Here is a 17,885-nt window from a genome sequence, read left to right on the forward strand (position 1 = left end):
GGCTGATGCCCGGGTGGCGATTGCCTGGCCGGGGACTAGCTGAAGGCGGAGAAACCGGTAATCTCCCGGCCAACGAGCAGGGACTGGATGGAATCGGTGCCTTCGTAGGTGGAGACGACCTCCATGTCGGTCATATGCCGGGCGACATGGTTCTCCAGCAGCACACCGTTGCCGCCGAGCATGTCCCGGGCTTCGGAACAGATCCAGCGCGCCTTCTGCGCCGTGTGCATCTTGGCCAGCGACGCCATGGGCCCGGTCATGCGTCCGTCCTCGGCCAGGACGGCAAGCCGGAAGCAGATCAACTGCATGGCCGTCAGTTCGGCGAGCATGTTGGCGAGTTTGTTCTGCACCAGCTGGAAGCTGCCGATCGGTTTACCGAACTGGTGCCGGGTCTTCGCGTAGTCCACCGCGATCTCGTAGGCCGCCATTGCGTGGCCGAGGGACTCCCACGAGGCTCCGCTGCGGGTGGACGTCAGAACGCGGGTGACGTCCTTGAAGGAGTGGCAGCCGGTGAGCCTATTGTCCGCCGGTACCCTGAGTCCTTCGAGGGTGATGTCCGGCTGGAGGATCGCCCTTTTGCCGATCTTTCCGGTGATGACCTCGGTGTGATAGCCGTCCGGGTAGCTGCCGTCGTCGTTGCGCTCCATCACAAAGGCCTTGACCTTGGCGTCCTCGTCGTCGCGGGCGAAGATAATTACGACGTCGGCCATACTGGCGTTGCCGATCCACCGCTTGCGGCCGTTGATGATGTAGTTGTCGCCCTCCCGCCGAGCGCTGGTCTCCAGGGCCACCGAATCGGACCCATGGTCCGGTTCGGTCAGGGCGAAGGCACCGATTTTGTCCAGGGTGGCCATCGCGGGGAGCCAGCGCTGCTTTTGTTCCGCGCTGCCGAGCATGTTGATGGTGCCCATGGCCAGGCCGGACTGGACACCCAGGAACGTATTGACGGAGCCGTCGCCGCGGGAGACTTCCGCCGCGACGATTCCGGCGGCGAGCCGGCTCAGCCCGGGGCAGCCGAATCCGGTGATGGTGGTTCCTACGATGCCGAGGGCGGCGAGTTTCGGGATCAGCTCGAACGGGAACTCGGCGCGCTCCCAGTAGCCGTTTATAACTGGCAGCAGGTCCTTGTCGACGAAGCTGCGGACCTTCAGCCGAAGGGCGCGGTCCTCGGCGGTGAGGAAATCATCCAGCAGGTAGAAGTCGGTGCCTTGTGCGGCCGGTTCCGGTGTCATTGGGTCAGCTCCAGGGGTGGGTGATCGGGAATCTGCGGTTCACGGGGTTCCGTGTTTGCCGGTGTGGGCCGGAACTGGGCGAGCCAGTGCCGTTCGCGTTCCGCCAGGGGCCGCGACTTGCCGGTTTCGGGCCAGACTGAAACAAGCACTGTCCGGCCCTCGACGGCTACAGCGCCGTTTTGGGTGCCGGTGAATTCGAGGCCGACGGAGCTGGTGCCGATTCTGCTGACCGCGAGTTCAACGTCGAGGTCTTCGCCGTAGTGGATCGGACGCCGGTAGCTCAGTTCGAGGGCTGCCACTACGGTGGGGGCCACGTCGGTTGAGTGGACTCCCTGCATCGTGGCCCGCCATTTGAGTCTCGACTCCTCCAGGAGTGTCACGACTGCGGCGTGGTTGACGTGGCCGTTTAGGTCCTGGTCCGACCACCGCGGGGAGATCCGGGTCCGGTATGCCTCAGGCATGGGCCAGCGTTTTCTGGTGCAGCAGCCAGTTCCGGACCAGCTCGGAGCTTTCGTTGAGCTCCGGCGGAGCGAGTGAGTAGTCCACCGGGGTGCGGGAGTACTCGACGGGATGCCGCACTGTGGGAATCTGCCGCGCCCCGCTGCCGGCCAGCACTACCGGCTGCAGCCCGAGCTGCTCGGCGAAATCAACCCCGCCGCGGACATCCTGGATCGGCGCGCACGGCAGCCCCGCCGCGGAGAGCTCAGAAAACCACTGCGCGGCGGACTGGGTGGCCAGCCGGGCGTGGAGGATGTCGCGCAGCTCGTCCCGGTGCGCATTGCGTTCCCGGGTCTTGGCGAACTTCGGGTGCCGGCCGACTTCGGGGATCGCCAGCGCCCCGCAGAGCCGGACGAACTGGGCATCATTGCCCGTGGCGATGATGATCATGCCGTCGCCGGTCTGCATCGGTGCGTACGGATACATACTGGGGTGCTCGTTGCCCATCCGGGCCGGCACCACACCGCCGGTCACGTAGGCCGCGGACTGGTTCACCATGCCGGACAGTGCGGAGGTCAGGAGGTTCAGCTCCACCAACTGGCCTTCGCCGGTCTGGTCCTTGTGGTGCATGGCCCCGAGGATGCCGATGGCCGCGTGCAGGCCGGTAATAACGTCAAAGAGGGCGATGCCGGCCCGGTACGGCTGCGTGTCCTGGTCACCGGTCAGGCTCATCATTCCCGAGGCGGCCTGCACAAGCAGGTCATAGCCCGGGATGTGCGCGCCTGCCCCGGTGCCGAACCCGGTGATGGAGGCGTAGATGATGTCCGGCTTCAGCTCCGCGGCGGCGGCATAGTCCAGACCCAGCCGCGCCATGTTGCCGGGCTTGAAATTTTCGATCATAACGTCTGCGGAGCGGATCAGCGAGCGCGCCACGTCCAGGTCCTCCGGGTCCTTCAGGTCCAGGGCAATGGAGTGCTTGTTGCGGTTCACGGCCAGGAAGAATGTGGCCTCGCCGTCGCGGACCGGGGGCATGTAGGTGCGGGTGTCGTCGCCGTCGGGGCCCTCGACCTTGATGACTGTGGCGCCCATATCGGCCAGCAGCATGGTGGCGTACGGACCAGCCAGCACCCGGCTGAAATCCGCAATGACGACGCCGGCCAGGGGCCCGGTGCCTTCCCGGCCCAGGACGTCAACGCCGGGCCCGGCTCCGCCTGCGGCGGGGCGGTTGCGCCCGCCGGCCGCCGGTTTACTGCTCGGTTGTGTCATTCTGTACCTCCGGTATGTGGTCTGCATCACCTACCCTCGCAAGCGGATTGATCCGCGTCCAATACGCATTTGGTGCTGGATTGATACCCCACCGCCATCAATGCCTATTTCGTTGTGTTGGGTATCTTGGGCATATGAACAATGACGTTTACCTGAGCGGAAGCTGACCTGGCGTGGAAATACAACAGATCCGGGCCTTCCTGGCCGTGGCCGAAGAATTGCACTTCGGCAGGGCCGCGCTCCGGCTCCACATGGCTCAACCGCCGCTGAGCCGGTCCATTCAACGGTTGGAACACGAACTCAAGGCACCGCTCTTTGTCCGGAGTACCCGGACGGTCCAGCTAACGCCGGAGGGCGAGGCACTGCTGGCGCCGGCCCGGGACATCCTGGCGGCCTGCCGTCGCTCAAGCCTCGCGGTCGCCTCGGCAGGCCGCGGCGAAACCGGTCGCGTGCGGGTCGCGTTTGCCGGCGTTTCCTCCCACGTGATGGTGGGCAAGCTCGCCAAGCGCGTCCGGGAGGCGCATCCGGGAATTGATTTTGAACTGTCCAGCTCCAACTTCGCCCTGCCGGCGATGGACAAGGTCCTGAGCGGTGCCATGGAGGTGGGCCTGGGCCGCTGGAACTTCATCCCGGCGCTCCTGGACTCGCGGATCGTGGCCAACGAGCGGCTTGTGGTGGCCTTGTACGAAGCCCATCCCCTCAGCGGCCGCGATTCGCTGAACATGGCCGACCTCGCGGATCAGCCCTTCGTCACCCTGCCCGAGCACCCGGGATCGATCCTCCATGACCACCTCCGCAGGCTGTCCGGCGACGCCGGCTACGCCGCGGAGATCGTCCAGGTGGCCCCGGACTCCCAGACGCTTATGGCGCTCGTCGCCGCGGAAATCGGCGTCGCCCTGACGGTGTCTTCGGTACCGGAGAACTTCAACCACCCCGGGGTTATCTTTCTGCCGCTGGACGGCCCGGCCGAGAACATCCAGTTGCGGCTGGTCTGGCGGAATGACAACACCAGCCCGGCACTGCGGGAGGTCCTTCGGCTCTCGGAAGAAGTCTTGCCGTCGCCGGACGCAGGCGCTCATTGATACGCCCAGGACATCAGCGGCCGCAGGATTTGGTATTGGATCTTCAGCAATCCAGCTGTCACAGTGGTCGGAGCTCGACGGGCCTGAAGTAGACCCGCCGTTAACTAGCCGCATCCGACGCCAGGAGAACAAACCGTGACCGTAACCGCACCCGCCCTGGCCCTCGACGATGTGCTCAACCTGGACAGCCTCCTGAGCGCGGATGAGCTGCAGTTGCGAGGCACTGTCCGCGACTTCGTGAACAAACGCCTCCGGCCCTACATTGCCAGCTGGTACGAGGACGCCCACTTCCCCTTGGAGCTGGTCCCCGAACTCGGGAAGCTGGGCGTCCTCGGGATGCACCTAAAGGGCTATGGCTGCCCCGGCCGCAGCGCCGTCGAATACGGCCTGGCGGCCATGGAACTGGAGGCCGGGGATTCCGGGCTCCGGACCTTCGTCAGCGTCCAAGGCTCGCTGGCCATGAGTGCCATCCATAAGTGGGGGTCCGAGGAGCAGAAAAACGAGTATCTGCCGGCCATGGCCCAAGGCAGGACGATCGGCTGCTTCGGGCTGACCGAGCCAACCGCCGGCTCCGATCCGTCCAGCATGGCGACTTTCGCGGAGTCCGACGGCAACGGCGGCTGGGTCATCAATGGCGCAAAACGCTGGATCGGGCTTGCCTCAGTGGCCCAGATCGCGGTCATCTGGGCCAACACCCGCGAGGGAATCCGCGGATTCATCGTGCCCACGGATACACCCGGCTTCACCGCGACGCCCATCGGATCCAAGCTGTCCATGCGGGCATCAATCCAATGCGACATCAGCCTGGCCGACGTCCGGCTGCCGGCCGCGGCGCTCCTCCCCGGCGCCCGCGGGCTCAGCGGCCCGTTCTCCTGCCTCAACGAAGCCCGCTACGGCATTATCTGGGGTGCCATGGGCGCGGCCCGGGACTCCTACGAATCCGCCCTCGCATACGCGCAGGAGCGACTGCAGTTTGGCAAGCCCCTCGCCGGCTACCAGCTGACCCAGGAAAAGCTCGTTAATATGCTGCTGGAAATCCAGAAAGGGACGCTCCTGGCCCTGCATACCGGACGACTGAAAGACGCCGGGACGCTGGAGCCGGTGCAGATTTCGGTGGGAAAGCTGAATAACGTCCGTGAGGCCATCGCCATCTGCCGGGAAGCGCGCACCATCCTGGGCGGGAACGGCATCACGCTGGACTATTCTCCGCTCCGACATGCCAACAACCTCGAATCCGTGCGCACCTATGAGGGCACCGACGAGGTCCACACCCTCATCCTGGGCCAGCGCATCACGGGCATCTCCGCCTTCCGCCAAGGCTGAAGGCGCCTTCCGCAGCCGCTTCAGCGGGCGGGCATTAGTCCCGGATGGCAAGCCGCACCGGCCCGGAGTTGGCCAACCCGGCCGGGGCCGCCCTTGGTGTTAGAGATCCTTCAACCGGTACAGCATCAATGCCACGTGCAGGGAGGTCCGGGATTCCGGCTCATCCAGTTCGAGGCCAAGCTTTCGTTCCAGGCGCGCCAACCGCGAATACAGTGTTGGCCGGCTCAGGAAGCTGGTGCGGGCCAGTTCGGCCTTATTCCCCTGAGCTTCCAGGTATTTTTCAAGCAGCAGCAGTTCCTCGGACTCGTTTCCGCCCAGAATTCCCGCCAATTCGCCTTCCACGAACGTCTGGACCCGCGGATCACTGCGCAGGAGAGCCAGCAGCCCCCGCAGCCGGATGTCGGCAGCGCGATAAAACGGCTTGCCTCGTTTTTGCAGCGTGCTGGCCGCTTCGGCTACGTGATTCGCCTCATCAAGTCCGGCGGCGGCCAGCAGGAGGGAACCCTGCGGATGTCCAATGCCGGCAGCCCACTGCAGGTCTTCGGCGCTGTCTGCTGCCAGGCGGCGAAGCTCGGCGCAGATTCTCGTGACGGCCCCCTCCTCAGCCTGTTTCGGCGGCAGGCCAAGCAACAGGGCCACCGTGCCGGTCTGCAAACTTGCAGCCAGGGCAGAGTACTTCAGCGATTGAAGCGAGCGGTTCACCGATTCCAACAGCGCCCGCTCCCTTCGCTGGAGGGCCAGGGGGCCCTCGCCGCCCCGCGGGTCCAGCCGAAAGACCACGGGCACGTACATCTGATAGCTCCGGAGCCCCAGCGCACCTGCCCGCGCCTGGGCCTCGGCTTCGCTGAGGGAGCGCGGTTGGCGGAGCTCGTGCATCAAACCCGCGCGTGCCTGGTATCCGAGTTCGCGCTGATCCCGTTCGGCGAATCGATTGATGGAAAGCGCCTGGCCTGCCCGTTCAAGCACCATCGACGCGTCCGTGTCATTGTCCAGCGTCACCGGCACCACCAGCCTGCCCCAGCGCTGTGAGCGAAGGCCGACGGGCGTCTGCAGCCAGTTTTCCTCACCGGTGCGTGTGGTGGCCTCGTTGAGATGGACAACGCGGGAGCGGTTCTCCCAGTCGTTGAGCAGCTTTCCGGCCGGAACGCCGGCACCGTCGAAGGCGAGGACCAAGTGCGAAATATTCTCGAGAACAACCGGCGCACCGATCAGCTGCGCCGCACGGGCGACGATCTCGTCCGCGCCGGCACTCTCCAGGCTGAGCAGCGTAAACACCTCATGAACATGCCTTGCCTTCTCAACCCGCTCCAGCTGCCCGGCGAGGATTATCTTGTGCACGTTTTCCGTGATTTCCACAAAACGCACCGGCTTGCGCACCAGGATCACCGGAATTCGAGCAGAAGCTGCCGCCTCGCGCAGCGCCCGTGACGCTTCAGCCCTGTCATCGAGGATTTCCACGATCACTCCTGCGGCGCCCAGGGACGCCAGTTCGGCCAAATACCGGGTGGCGGCGCTGCTGGAATCTTCAAAGGCCAGGCCCGTGGTGAGCACCAGCTCCCCGCCTTCAAGAAATCCCGTGAGGTTCCGGAGCTCGGCCACATGGATCCACCGCACCGGAGTCCCAAGCTTGCTGGCCCCGGTGAGGATCTCGGGATCCCCTTTCCTGACAGCAGGAAGGGAAAGGATGTGGTCAACGGTCAAGCGCATCTACACAGTGTAACTATTGGGCGGTTCTTTCGATCAGGGTGTTAGGGCGCTACCTGAGGCCTGCCCAGTCAGCCGGACCGGCACGAGGGGCGCGAAGAAGGCGCCGAGCTCCGCCGTTGCCGTCAGCGGCAGGACGTTGGCCACGTACTGGTCAGGGCGGACGATCACAATGACGCCGCCGCGGTCCAGGCCGCGCAGTTCGAAGATGTCCGCCGTCGGGTCGGTGCCGTAAACCTTCTCCAGATAGGTGAGCCGGAACGGGCCGACTTCCGGGGTAAACACCGCCGGAACAGCCGTGATGTCCACACCCGTGTGGTCCTGCTGGTAGATCACTTTCACGTCGAACCAGGCGTCGGCGTCCGCTCCGTCCGGGGTAGCTGCCAGCGGCGATTCCGGCGCGTTGGCCAACCAGGCGGCCAGCTCCGTCGTGGGCGACGGAGCGCCGGCCGCAGCCTGATCCGCGAAGACGTAGATACGCCACCGGCCATCCGCCGCGGCCTGGTGGCCGAGCTGAAGCGGGTTTGTGTCGCAGACGCGCTCCACCGGCGCGGATTTGAAGCGCTTGCCGACAGGAAATCCGGTAGCCAGGCCCTGGTGGGTCGCTTCGCCGACGATCATCGAAGGCGAGTACTCGGTCATAAAGCCCGCAGGAAACTCTGCCGTGCGCACGTAGAAGTCCTCGAGCTCGGAGGGGTTCTCGAACTCTTCGGGCTTCTTCGCCATCAGGGACGACCACAACTTGTCGAAGTCGATGAGGTTCTTCGCAACAACCTGCCGTTCGGCCGAGTAGGTGGAGAGCAGGCTCTCTGGGCTGCGGCCGTCAAGTACGTGACCGAGTTTCCAGCCGATGTTAAAGCCGTCCTGCATGGAGACGTTCATACCCTGGCCGGCCTTGGCACTGTGTGTGTGGCAGGCATCGCCGGTGATGAACACGCGCGGCGCGCGGATGCCGAGCTCCGCCGGAAGGACGTCGTCGAACCGGTCGGTAAGGCGGTGGCCCACCTCGTACACGCTGTGCCAGGCGACATTGCGCACGTCGAGAACGTAGGGGTGGAGGATTGCGCCGGCCTTGGCGATGATCTGCTCGATGGTGGTGTTGCGCACGGCGCCGTTGTCAGCCGGGTCTACCTCGCCGAGGTCGACGTACATTCGGAACAGGTGGCCGCCCTCGCGCGGGATGAGCAGGATGCTGCCACCCGTACCGGACTGGATGGCGCACTTGGTCCGGATGTCGGGGAAGTCCGTGCCGGCAACAACGTCCATAACCCCCCACGCGTGATTGGCTTTGTCGCCGGCGAGCGTGCAGCCGATCGAGTCGCGGACTTTGCTCCGGGCCCCATCCGCCCCCACAACGTACTTGGCACGGACAATCCGCTCGGTGCCTGCGTCGGGACCATCAGTATGGAGCAGCGTCACACTGACGGGGTATTCGCCGTCGCCGGCGACCTCAAGGCCCTGGAATTCCAGGCCAAAATCGGGGGCCATGCGGGTGGGCGCATTGGCCATAAACTCGGCGAAGTAGTCCAGCACCCGGGCCTGGTTGACGATCAGGTGCGGGAACTCGCTGATGCCGGCAGGATCGTCGGCGGCACGGGCCGCCCGGACGATGCGGGACGAATCCTTCGGGTCCGGCTTCCAGAACGCCATCTCGGTAATGCGGTAGGCCTCGGCGATGATCCGTTCGGCGAAACCAAAGGCCTGGAAGGTCTCTACGCTCCGGGCCTGGATACCGTCAGCCTGGCCGATGGCGAGCCTGCCACCGCGGCGCTCCACGATCCTTGTGGTCACTGCCGGGAACTGGGAGAGCTGGGCTGCCGCGAGCATCCCGGCGGGCCCCGTTCCGACGATGAGGACGTCGACGTGCTCGGGAAGCTCGGCGGGGCGTTCGATCCCGACGCCGGCGGCCGGCTGGACTCGCGGGTCACCGGATACGTAACCGTGGTGGTGGAACTGCACGGGCTTTCCTCACTTCGTTGTGTGGCGGACTCTCGCCGAGACGGCGTTCGATAATAGAACAGACTGTTCGATAATAGAACTCGAACACTGGTTCCTCACTCTACGGCACCTATGACGCAGGTTACAAGTGCCCAAAAAGATCCGGACGCAGGGGTTGACGACGTGTCCGCTGCGGGGCATTCTTATCGTATACGATTTCGTACTCGATGAGGAGCTACTTTTGGAACAGGTCACCGACCACACCCTGGCCGCGGCCCGCAAAGTCATCGCGGTGCATATTAACTACCCCAGCCGGGCAGCCCAGCGCGGCCGCACCCCCGAGCAGCCGTCCTACTTCCTGAAGCCATCGTCCTCCCTGGCCCTCAGCGGTTCAACGGTGGAGCGTCCGGCCGGGTGCGAACTCCTCGGCTACGAGGGCGAGATTGCGCTGATTATCGGCAAGCCCGCCCGCCGGGTGGGCATCGAGGACGCCTGGAGCCACGTCGAGCGGGTCACGGCCAGCAATGACCTCGGCGTCTATGACCTCCGCTACGCCGACAAGGGCTCCAACCTCCGGTCCAAGGGCGGCGACGGCTTCACCCCCGTCGGGCCCGGACTGCTCGCCGCGGACGCCGTGGACCCGGCCGGCCTGCGGATCCGCACCTGGCACAACGGCCAGCTGGTCCAGGACGACACCACCGGGGACCTGCTGTTCCCGTTCGCCCAGCTGGTCGCGGATCTGTCCCAGCTGCTCACGCTCGAAACGGGCGACATCATCCTGACCGGCACTCCCGCCGGCGCCTCCGTTGCCAAGCCCGGCGACGTCGTCGAAGTGGAAGTCAGCGCCGGCGAACTGACCACCGGCCGGCTCGTGACCACTGTCGTGGACGGCCTGACGCCGTTCGCGGACTTCGGCGCGCAACCGAAGACTGACGATCTCCAGCGCGAGGAGGCCTACGGGTCCCGCGCCGCCGCCGGGCTGCCCGACGTCGGCGGGACGGCGCCGGAACCGGCGTTAACGCCGGAGCTGAAGGCAAAGCTGGCGAGCGTGAGTACCGCTACCCTGTCCTCCCAGCTGCGCAAACGGGGCTTGAATAACGTCAGCATCGACGGCCTGCAGGCCACCCGCCCGGACCAGCGGATCGTGGGCCTGGCCCGGACTCTGCGGTTTGTGCCGAACCGCGAAGATCTTTTCAAGACCCACGGTGGCGGCTTCAACGCGCAGAAGCGCGCCATCGATTCGGTGAACCCGGGCGAAATCCTGGTGATGGAAGCCCGCGGCGAAAAGGGCACCGGAACCATCGGCGATATCCTGGCCCTGCGCGCCCAGGTCCGAGGCGCCGCAGCAATCATCACCGACGGCGGCGTGCGGGACTTCGCCGCCGTCGCCGCGATGGAGATGCCCACCTACTACGCCAACCCGCATCCGGCAGTGCTGGGACGGCGCCACATTCCCTGGGATACTGACGTCACCGTCGCCTGCGGCGGCACCACCGTCCAGCCCGGCGACATCATCGTCGCCGATGCGGACGGCATCCTGGTTATCCCGCCGGCCCTCGCGGCGGAACTCGCAGACGATTCCATTGCACAAGAACGCGAGGAAGTCTTCATTTTCGAGACGGTTCAGCAAGGCCACAGCGTGGACGGGCTTTACCCGCTCAACGCCGCCTGGCGGGCCCGCTACGAAGAATGGGAAGCAGGCAAAGCCCGTGACTGAGACTGCCACCGCCGGAAATGCAGCCGGAACAGGGAACGCGGCCAGCAAGTCAGAAATGGCGTACGCAGTGGTGAAGGCCCGGATCGTGGACGGTACGTACTCCCCCGGCTACCGCCTGGTGCTGGCCAAGATCGCCGAGCATCTCGGCGTCAGTGTGGTCCCGGTCCGCGAGGCTATCCGCCGGCTCGAAGCTGAAGGGCTGGTGACGTTCGAGCGGAACGTCGGGGCCACCGTTTCCGGCATCGACCCCACCGAATACCTCTACACCATGCAGACCCTGAGCATCGTCGAGGGGGCCGCCACAGCCCTGTCAGCTCCGCTGATCGGGGAGGCGGACATTGCCAGGGCACGGGCGGTCAATGCGGAAATGCGGGACTGCCTGGAACACTTCGATCCCGACCGCTTTACCCGGCTTAACCAGGACTTCCACAGCGTCCTGTTCGAGCACTGCCCCAACCCGCACATCCTGGACCTCGTCCACCGCGGCTGGAACCGGCTGGCCTCGCTGCGGTCCTCCACGTTCCGTTTTGTCCCCGGCCGAGCCCGCGAATCCGTGGCCGAACATGAGGCCCTGCTGCGGCTGATCGAGACGCGGGCCGGCGCCGACGCCATTGAAAAGGCGGCCCGCAGCCACCGCAGCGCCACCCTTGACGCGTACCTCGCCCAGGCAGCAGCACCTGCCGACCAGACCCCCCTTAGCAGTTAGGAAAACAACAATGACGTTTACTGCCCCCGCCGCCGCGACCACCGCCCACTACGTTCCGCAGGACCTGCCCACCCACATCCAGCACTACATCAACGGGGAGTTCGTCGACTCCGTCGGCGGGGCGACCTTTGATGTGCTCGACCCGGTATCGAACGAAAATTATGCCACCGCTGCGGCCGGCCAGAAGGAAGACATCGAACTCGCCGTCGCCGCCGCCCGCGCAGCGTTCGTCAACGGCCCGTGGCCGAAAATGAAGCCCCGGGACCGCGCCCGCATCCTGAACAGGATCGCCGACGCCGTCGAGGCCCAGGAGGCACGCCTTGCCGAACTGGAGACGTTCGACACCGGCCTGCCGATCACCCAATCCCGGGGCCAGGCGCTCCGGGCAGCAGAGAACTTCCGCTTCTTCGCGGACCTGATCGTGGCCCAGTTCGATGACGCCATGAAGGTTCCGGGCTCGCAAATCAACTACGTCAACCGGAAGCCGATCGGCGTCGCAGGCCTCATCACGCCCTGGAACACCCCATTTATGCTGGAGTCCTGGAAGCTCGCCCCGGCCCTGGCCGCCGGCAACACTGTGGTGCTCAAGCCCGCCGAGTTCACGCCGCTGTCCGCGTCGCTGTGGGCGCAGATCTTCAAGGATGCCGGGCTTCCTGACGGCGTCTTCAACCTGGTCAACGGCCTCGGCGAGGAAGCCGGCGACGCCCTGGTCAAGCATCCGGACGTCCCGCTGATTTCGTTTACCGGCGAAACCACCACCGGGCAGACGATCTTCCGCAACGCCGCGGCGAACCTCAAGGGCCTGTCGATGGAGCTGGGCGGGAAGTCCCCGTGCGTGGTGTTCGCGGACGCCGATCTGGACGCCGCGATCGACTCCGCCTTGTTCGGGGTCTTCTCGCTCAACGGCGAGCGCTGCACCGCAGGTTCCCGTATCCTCGTGGAGCGTTCGGTGTACGCGGAGTTCTGCGAAAAGTACGCCGCCCGGGCGAAAAACATCGTCGTCGGCGATCCGCACGACCCCGCCACCGAAGTCGGCGCGCTCGTGCACCCTGAGCACTTCGCGAAGGTGGCCTCCTACGTGGAGATCGGCAAGTCCGAGGGCCGGCTCCTGGCCGGCGGCGGACGACCGGAGGGACTGCCGCACGGGAACTACATCGCCCCCACCGTCTTCGCCGACGTCGCCCCTGACGCGCGGATCTTCCAGGAGGAGATCTTCGGTCCCGTCGTCGCGATCACCCCGTTCGATGACGACGACGAAGCGCTGGCTTTGGCGAACAACACCAGGTACGGCCTGGCCGCCTATATCTGGACGCAGAACCTGACGCGCGCCCACAACTTCGCGCAGAACGTGGAGGCTGGAATGGTCTGGCTCAACAGCCACAACGTCCGGGACCTCCGCACCCCCTTCGGCGGTGTCAAGGCCTCCGGCCTGGGCCACGAAGGCGGCTACCGCTCCATCGACTTCTACACCGACCAGCAGGCCGTTCACATCACCCTCGGCACCGTCCACACGCCCAAATTCGGCGCCTAACCAGCCTCCTCAACGAAGAGAGAAGACCATGAGCACCTTTGTCCCCACCCCCTCCGTTCCAGCCCCCGACATCGTCCGCTGCGCCTACATGGAGATCGTCGTCACGGACCTCGCCAGGTCCCGCGCCTTCTACGTGGACCTGCTTGGCCTGCACGTGACCGAGGAAGATGAAAACAGCATCTACCTGCGTTCCCTGGAGGAGTTCATCCACCACAACCTGGTGCTGCGCAAAGGCCCCATCGCAGCAGTTGCCGCATTCGCGTACCGGGTGAAGTCCCCGGCCGAGGTGGATGCCGCAGAGGCCTACTACAAGGAACTCGGCTGCCGGACCGAACGCCGCAAGGACGGATTCACCAAAGGCATCGGTGATTCTGTCCGGGTCGAGGATCCGTTGGGCTTCCCCTACGAGTTCTTTTACGAGACCGAGCACGTCGAACGCCTCACCCAGCGCTACGACCTCTACTCGGCCGGGGAACTGGTCCGCCTGGACCACTTCAACCAGGTCACTCCGGACGTCCCGCGCGGCCGGAAGTACCTCGAGGATCTCGGCTTCCGCGTCTCCGAGGACATCCAGGACTCCGACGGCGTCACCTACGCTGCCTGGATGCACCGCAAGCAGACAGTGCATGACACCGCCCTGACCGGCGGCAACGGCCCCCGGATGCACCATGTCGCATTCGCCACGCACGAGAAGCACAACATCATCCAGATCTGCGACAAGATGGGCGCCCTGCGGATCTCGGACCGGATCGAACGCGGTCCGGGCCGGCACGGCGTGTCCAACGCCTTCTACCTCTACATCCTGGACCCCGACGGGCACCGGATCGAGATCTACACGCAGGACTACTACACCGGCGATCCTGACAACCCCACCATCACCTGGGACGTGCACGACAACCAGCGACGCGACTGGTGGGGCAACGCAGTGGTCCCCTCCTGGTACACCGAGGCCTCACTGGTCCTGGACCTGGACGGCAACCCGCAGCCCGTCATCGAACGGACGGACGCCTCCGAGATGGCAGTCACAGTGGGCGCCGACGGATTCTCCTACACCCGCGCAGCAGGCGCCGAAGCGGAGGGCTTTAAGCTCGGGGCGCAGCTGTAGCCATGCTGGATGCCAAGACGATCGAGGCCATCGCCGACGAACTGCTGGAGGCCGGCCGCAGCCGGACCCCGGTACCCCGCCTCACTTCCCGCCACCCGGGCATGACAGTGGAGGACTCCTACGCCGTCCAGCAGCTCTGGCGCCGCCGGAACGAGGACGCCGGCCGGTCCCTGGTGGGCCGTAAGATCGGGCTCACCTCCCGGGCGATGCAGGTGGCCACCGGCATCACGGAACCGGACTACGGGGCGATATTCGATGACATGGTCCTGGAAACCGGCTGCTCGGTGCCGTGGGAGAAGTACACGCACCCCCGGGTGGAGGTGGAACTCGCGTTTGTGCTGAAGAAGGACCTGGCCGGTCCCGGCTGCACAGTCTTCGACGTGCTGAACGCGACCGACTATGTGGTTCCGGCCCTGGAGATCCTGGACTCCAGGATCGAAATGGAGGGCCGGACCATCGTGGACACCATCGCGGACAACGCAGCGATGGGGGCCATGGTGCTGGGCGGCAACCCGGTCCGGCCGGATGCCGTGGACCTGCGCTGGGTCTCCGCGATCCTCTACAAGAACCAGACAGTGGAAGAGACCGGTGTCGCAGCCGGCGTCCTGGACCACCCCGCGAACGGGGTGCACTGGCTTGCCAACAAGATTGCCGCGCACGGGGACAGCCTGAAGGCCGGGGACATCATCCTGGCCGGCTCCTTCACCCGCCCCGTCTGGGTTTACGCTGGCGATACCATCCACGCAGACTACGGACCGCTGGGAGTCGTGACATGCCGCTTCGAGTAGCACCGGAGAGCACTTTCCGCGACGCGCTGGCCGCGGCGGGCCGGCCGCTGGCGGGTATGTGGGTCTGCTCCGGCAGCCCGCTAGTCGCCGAAATCTGCGCCGGCGCGGGCCTGGACTGGCTCCTCATCGACGCCGAACACAGCCCCAACGGACTCGAATCCGTCCTGGCCCAGCTTCAGGCCGTCCACGGTTACCCGGGGCAGGTGCTGGTCCGGCCTCCGGTCAATGACACAGTGCTGATCAAGCAGTACCTGGACCTTGGCGCCCAGAACCTGCTGGTGCCGATGGTGAACTCCGCGGCTGAGGCCCGGGCCGCCGTCGCCGCCACCCGGTACCCTCCGCACGGTGTCCGGGGGGTCGGCTCCGCGCTGGCCCGCTCCGGCCGCTGGAACCGGATCCCGGATTACCTCGCCCGAGCCGGGCAGACCATCAGCCTCACCGTGCAGATTGAATCAACTGCGGCCGTCGCCGCCGTTGAGGACATCCTGGCGGTCGACGGAGTGGACGCCATCTTCCTCGGACCCTCCGACCTCGCCGCCTCCATGGGACTGCTCGGACAGCAGGAACATTCCGAGGTGCGCGCCGCCGTCGAACACTGCCTCACAGCCGCCGCGACGGCCGGCAAACCCGCCGGCGTCAACGCCTTCAACCCGGACACCGCGCGGCGCTACCTGGCCGCCGGGGCATCGTTTATCCTGGTCGGCGCGGACGTCGCCGTGCTGGCCCGGGCCTCGGAGGGCTTTGCCCAGGCATTTATTCCGGCGGTTGATTCCGCCGGCCAGCAACCCGCCAGCTACTAGCCTGCCCGCGAACACAGCTGTGCCCGGGACCGCCAAGGTCCCGGGCACAGCTATTTGCTAATCGGTTCCGCGCGGCCGCCACACCACCAGCGCCTGGGACCTGGCCCGGGGGCGTTTGCCGCGGGCCAGGCTGACGACGTCGCCCGCGGCTCCCGCCGCGAAGATGCGGGCGTCGAGGGGGCGGGAGCGGCGTTCGAGTTCGCCGCTCAGCTCGGCGACGCGCCGCTGCAGGGCCGCCACCTGGTTCTCCAGCTGGAGGATCCGCTTGATGCCCTCGAGGGAGACGCCCTCCTGCGAGAGCCGCTGTACCTCGCGGAGCATGGTGATATCCCGCTGGGAATAGCGCCGTGACTTGCCGGGGGCCCGGCTCGGGGACACTATGCCCAGCCGGTCATACTGTCGCAGGGTCTGCGGGTGCATGTCCGCCAACTCCGCAGCGACGGAGATGACGAAGATCGGCTGCTCGAAGTCGATGGCCATGGCAGGCATCCGTTCCTAGAGCCGGGCCCTGGCTGCCAGTTCGGCGCGGACATCCTCACCGGCGGTGGCCGTAGCGAAGGACTTGACAGCCTCTTCGGCCTCCTTGTTCAGCTTCCGCGGGACGGCGAGGTCGATGACGACCAGCAGGTCACCGGTGGCCTTGGTGTGCTTGACTCCGCGTCCCTTAACACGCAGCGTGCGGCCGGACGGGGTGCCGGCAGGCACGCGCACCTTTACCTTGTCGCCGTCGATGGTCGGAACCTCGATGTCCGCGCCCAGGGTTGCCTCCGGGAAGGTAACCGGTACGTGGATTCGCAGGTTGTCCCCGTCGCGGACGTAGAAATCGTGCGGCTTTACCGAGACGGTCACCATCAGGTCCCCGTACCCGGCCGGCCCGTACTGGCCCTTGCCGCGGACGCGGACTTTCTGGCCGTCCTTGATGCCTGCGGGAATACGGACGTCGATGACTTCGCCGTCCGGTTCACGCAGCCCGATGGTGGTTCCGCGGATGGAGCCCGCGAAGGAGATCGAAGTGGACGCCGTCCGGTCCGCACCCTTTTGCGGGGCACGCTGGAAGGACTGGCCGCCGCCGAAGCCGCCGCCGGCTCCGCCGCCGAACAGGTCCGCAAACTCAGGAGGAAGCCCGCCGCCGGCGCCGTAGCCGCCGGACTGACGGCCGCCGCCACCGGTGAAGAGTCCGCCGAAAAGGTCTTCAAAACCGGCTCCGCCGGCCCCCGGGCCACCGCCTCCCGGGGCGAAACGCGCGCCGCCGCCCATGGCCCGGATGGCGTCATACTGCTGGCGCTCGTCTGCATCGGAGAGCACGGAGTACGCCTCGGAGATGTCCTTGAACTTCTTCTCCGACGCGACGTTCCCCGAGTTGGTATCCGGGTGGTGCTGGCGCGCGAGCTTCCGGTAGGCCTTTTTGATGTCCGCGTCGGAAGCGTCCTTGGCGACACCAAGGATCTTGTAAAAGTCCTTGTCCACCCAATCCTGGCTAGCCAATGGCGTTTCCTTTCAAATCTGTGTGCCGAAGTGACAGTTCGCGCCAATGTTCCTTATAAACACCGGAGCGAACTGTCACCTCGATGACGTTACTGCTAGGCCGGGACCGCCACGATGACCTGGGCTGCCCGCAGGACCCTGTCGCCGGACTTGTAGCCCGAGCGCAGGACCTGGCTGACGGTGTCAATTTCGACATCCGTGCCGGGCTGCTGGATGAGGGCCTCGTGGATCGTGGGGTCGAACTCCACGCCGGTCTCGTCAATGCGCACCAGGCCGTAGGTCTTCAGCGCATTCTCCAGCTTGGCGGCAATCGCGGCGAACGGGCCGTCCGTAAGGTCACCGTGCTGCCGGGCGGCGTCGACGTCGTCGAGCACCGGGAGCACCGAGTTCAGGACGCCAATGACGGCCATCTCCCCTGCCACGGCGCGGTCACGTTCGACGCGCTTGCGGTAGTTGACATATTCAGCCTGCAGGCGGCGCAGGTCATTTCTGAGCTCCTCCGCCTCAGCACCGTCGGCACCCTGGGCTACGGAATCCTCGGCCGGTACGTCAACGCCGTTGAGGATGTCCTCCGCCTGGGACAGCGCGTCCCCGGAGTCGGATTCCCGTGCGGCGGCGCGCTCCTGGTCGGGGTGGCGGGCCTGGCCGGTCTTCGGGTCAACCTTGCGGTTGTCGTGGATGATCGGTTTCTGCGGCTCGTTCTCCCGCTGCTGACCGTCGCCACGGCTCCCGGAAGAACCGTGCTCTTCTTCGTTACCGTGATGCGGCAT

Annotated in this window: 16 protein-coding genes; 8 read left to right on the forward strand and 8 right to left on the reverse strand. The window is 66.0% G+C overall.

Annotation, left to right across the window (positions count from 1 at the left end):
* Window positions 1-35 precede the first annotated feature (35 nt).
* The 3 genes from QI450_RS14955 to QI450_RS14965 are packed head-to-tail and all read right to left on the reverse strand — an operon-like array spanning window position 36 to window position 2,936.
* A complete protein-coding gene (locus QI450_RS14955; RefSeq protein ID WP_226775265.1) occupies window positions 36-1,232 on the reverse strand; it encodes an acyl-CoA dehydrogenase family protein in 1,197 nt (398 codons plus the stop codon).
* On the reverse strand, window positions 1,229-1,693 hold the full coding sequence (locus QI450_RS14960; RefSeq protein ID WP_226775264.1) for a thioesterase family protein: 465 nt from the start codon (window positions 1,691-1,693) through the stop codon (window positions 1,229-1,231). The genes QI450_RS14955 and QI450_RS14960 overlap by 4 nt, the downstream gene beginning before the upstream one ends.
* Window positions 1,686-2,936 carry a CoA transferase gene (locus QI450_RS14965; RefSeq protein ID WP_226775263.1) on the reverse strand — a complete coding sequence of 417 codons (1,251 nt, stop codon included), beginning with the start codon at window positions 2,934-2,936 and terminating at the stop codon, window positions 1,686-1,688. The genes QI450_RS14960 and QI450_RS14965 overlap by 8 nt, the downstream gene beginning before the upstream one ends.
* Window positions 2,937-3,109: 173 nt before the next feature.
* On the opposite strand from QI450_RS14965, the gene QI450_RS14970 reads away from it, so the two are divergent.
* On the forward strand, window positions 3,110-4,018 hold the full coding sequence (locus tag QI450_RS14970) for a LysR substrate-binding domain-containing protein (protein WP_226775262.1): 909 nt from the start codon (window positions 3,110-3,112) through the stop codon (window positions 4,016-4,018).
* A gap of 135 nt (window positions 4,019-4,153) precedes the next feature.
* Entirely contained in the window at window positions 4,154-5,341 is a 1,188-nt protein-coding gene (locus tag QI450_RS14975) for an acyl-CoA dehydrogenase family protein (protein ID WP_226775261.1), read from the forward strand.
* Window positions 5,342-5,440: 99 nt separating this feature from the next.
* On the opposite strand, the gene QI450_RS14980 is transcribed toward QI450_RS14975, so the two are convergent.
* Both QI450_RS14980 and QI450_RS14985 read right to left on the reverse strand, forming a co-directional pair.
* Entirely contained in the window at window positions 5,441-7,048 is a 1,608-nt protein-coding gene (locus QI450_RS14980) for a PucR family transcriptional regulator ligand-binding domain-containing protein (protein WP_226775260.1), read from the reverse strand.
* 33 nt (window positions 7,049-7,081) lie between these two features.
* On the reverse strand, window positions 7,082-9,004 hold the full coding sequence (locus tag QI450_RS14985; RefSeq protein WP_226775259.1) for an FAD-binding monooxygenase: 1,923 nt from the start codon (window positions 9,002-9,004) through the stop codon (window positions 7,082-7,084).
* A 220-nt stretch (window positions 9,005-9,224) separates the two neighbouring features.
* On the opposite strand from QI450_RS14985, the gene QI450_RS14990 reads away from it, so the two are divergent.
* The 6 genes from QI450_RS14990 to QI450_RS15015 are packed head-to-tail and all read left to right on the forward strand — an operon-like array spanning window position 9,225 to window position 15,630.
* The gene (locus QI450_RS14990; protein WP_226775258.1) at window positions 9,225-10,700 is read left to right on the forward strand and encodes a fumarylacetoacetate hydrolase family protein; all 1,476 of its coding nucleotides are present in this window, start codon (window positions 9,225-9,227) and stop codon (window positions 10,698-10,700) included.
* Window positions 10,693-11,406, forward strand: coding sequence for a GntR family transcriptional regulator (locus QI450_RS14995; RefSeq protein WP_226775257.1), 714 nt, complete (start codon window positions 10,693-10,695; stop codon window positions 11,404-11,406). Before QI450_RS14990 ends, QI450_RS14995 begins: the two co-directional genes overlap by 8 nt.
* 10 nt (window positions 11,407-11,416) lie before the next feature.
* Window positions 11,417-12,937 (forward strand): 5-carboxymethyl-2-hydroxymuconate semialdehyde dehydrogenase, encoded by a 1,521-nt coding sequence (hpaE, locus tag QI450_RS15000; RefSeq protein WP_226775256.1) that lies wholly within the window; start codon window positions 11,417-11,419, stop codon window positions 12,935-12,937.
* A 28-nt stretch (window positions 12,938-12,965) separates the two neighbouring features.
* Window positions 12,966-14,042, forward strand: coding sequence for a 3,4-dihydroxyphenylacetate 2,3-dioxygenase (hpaD, locus tag QI450_RS15005; RefSeq protein ID WP_226775255.1), 1,077 nt, complete (start codon window positions 12,966-12,968; stop codon window positions 14,040-14,042).
* 2 nt (window positions 14,043-14,044) lie between these two features.
* Window positions 14,045-14,830 (forward strand): 2-oxo-hept-4-ene-1,7-dioate hydratase, encoded by a 786-nt coding sequence (gene hpaH, locus QI450_RS15010; protein WP_226775254.1) that lies wholly within the window; start codon window positions 14,045-14,047, stop codon window positions 14,828-14,830.
* Window positions 14,815-15,630, forward strand: coding sequence for an HpcH/HpaI aldolase/citrate lyase family protein (locus QI450_RS15015; RefSeq protein WP_226775253.1), 816 nt, complete (start codon window positions 14,815-14,817; stop codon window positions 15,628-15,630). Before hpaH ends, QI450_RS15015 begins: the two co-directional genes overlap by 16 nt.
* 57 nt (window positions 15,631-15,687) lie before the next feature.
* On the opposite strand, the gene QI450_RS15020 is transcribed toward QI450_RS15015, so the two are convergent.
* From QI450_RS15020 to QI450_RS15030, 3 genes are all read right to left on the reverse strand, one after another.
* Window positions 15,688-16,110, reverse strand: coding sequence for a helix-turn-helix transcriptional regulator (locus tag QI450_RS15020; RefSeq protein ID WP_226775499.1), 423 nt, complete (start codon window positions 16,108-16,110; stop codon window positions 15,688-15,690).
* 15 nt (window positions 16,111-16,125) lie between these two features.
* Window positions 16,126-17,115 (reverse strand): DnaJ C-terminal domain-containing protein, encoded by a 990-nt coding sequence (locus tag QI450_RS15025; RefSeq protein ID WP_226775252.1) that lies wholly within the window; start codon window positions 17,113-17,115, stop codon window positions 16,126-16,128.
* A gap of 95 nt (window positions 17,116-17,210) precedes the next feature.
* Complete coding sequence (locus tag QI450_RS15030) at window positions 17,211-17,885, reverse strand: nucleotide exchange factor GrpE (protein WP_226775251.1); 675 nt, start codon at window positions 17,883-17,885, stop codon at window positions 17,211-17,213.

The organism is Arthrobacter sp. EM1 (genome assembly GCF_029964055.1).
Lineage (GTDB): Bacteria > Actinomycetota > Actinomycetes > Actinomycetales > Micrococcaceae > Arthrobacter.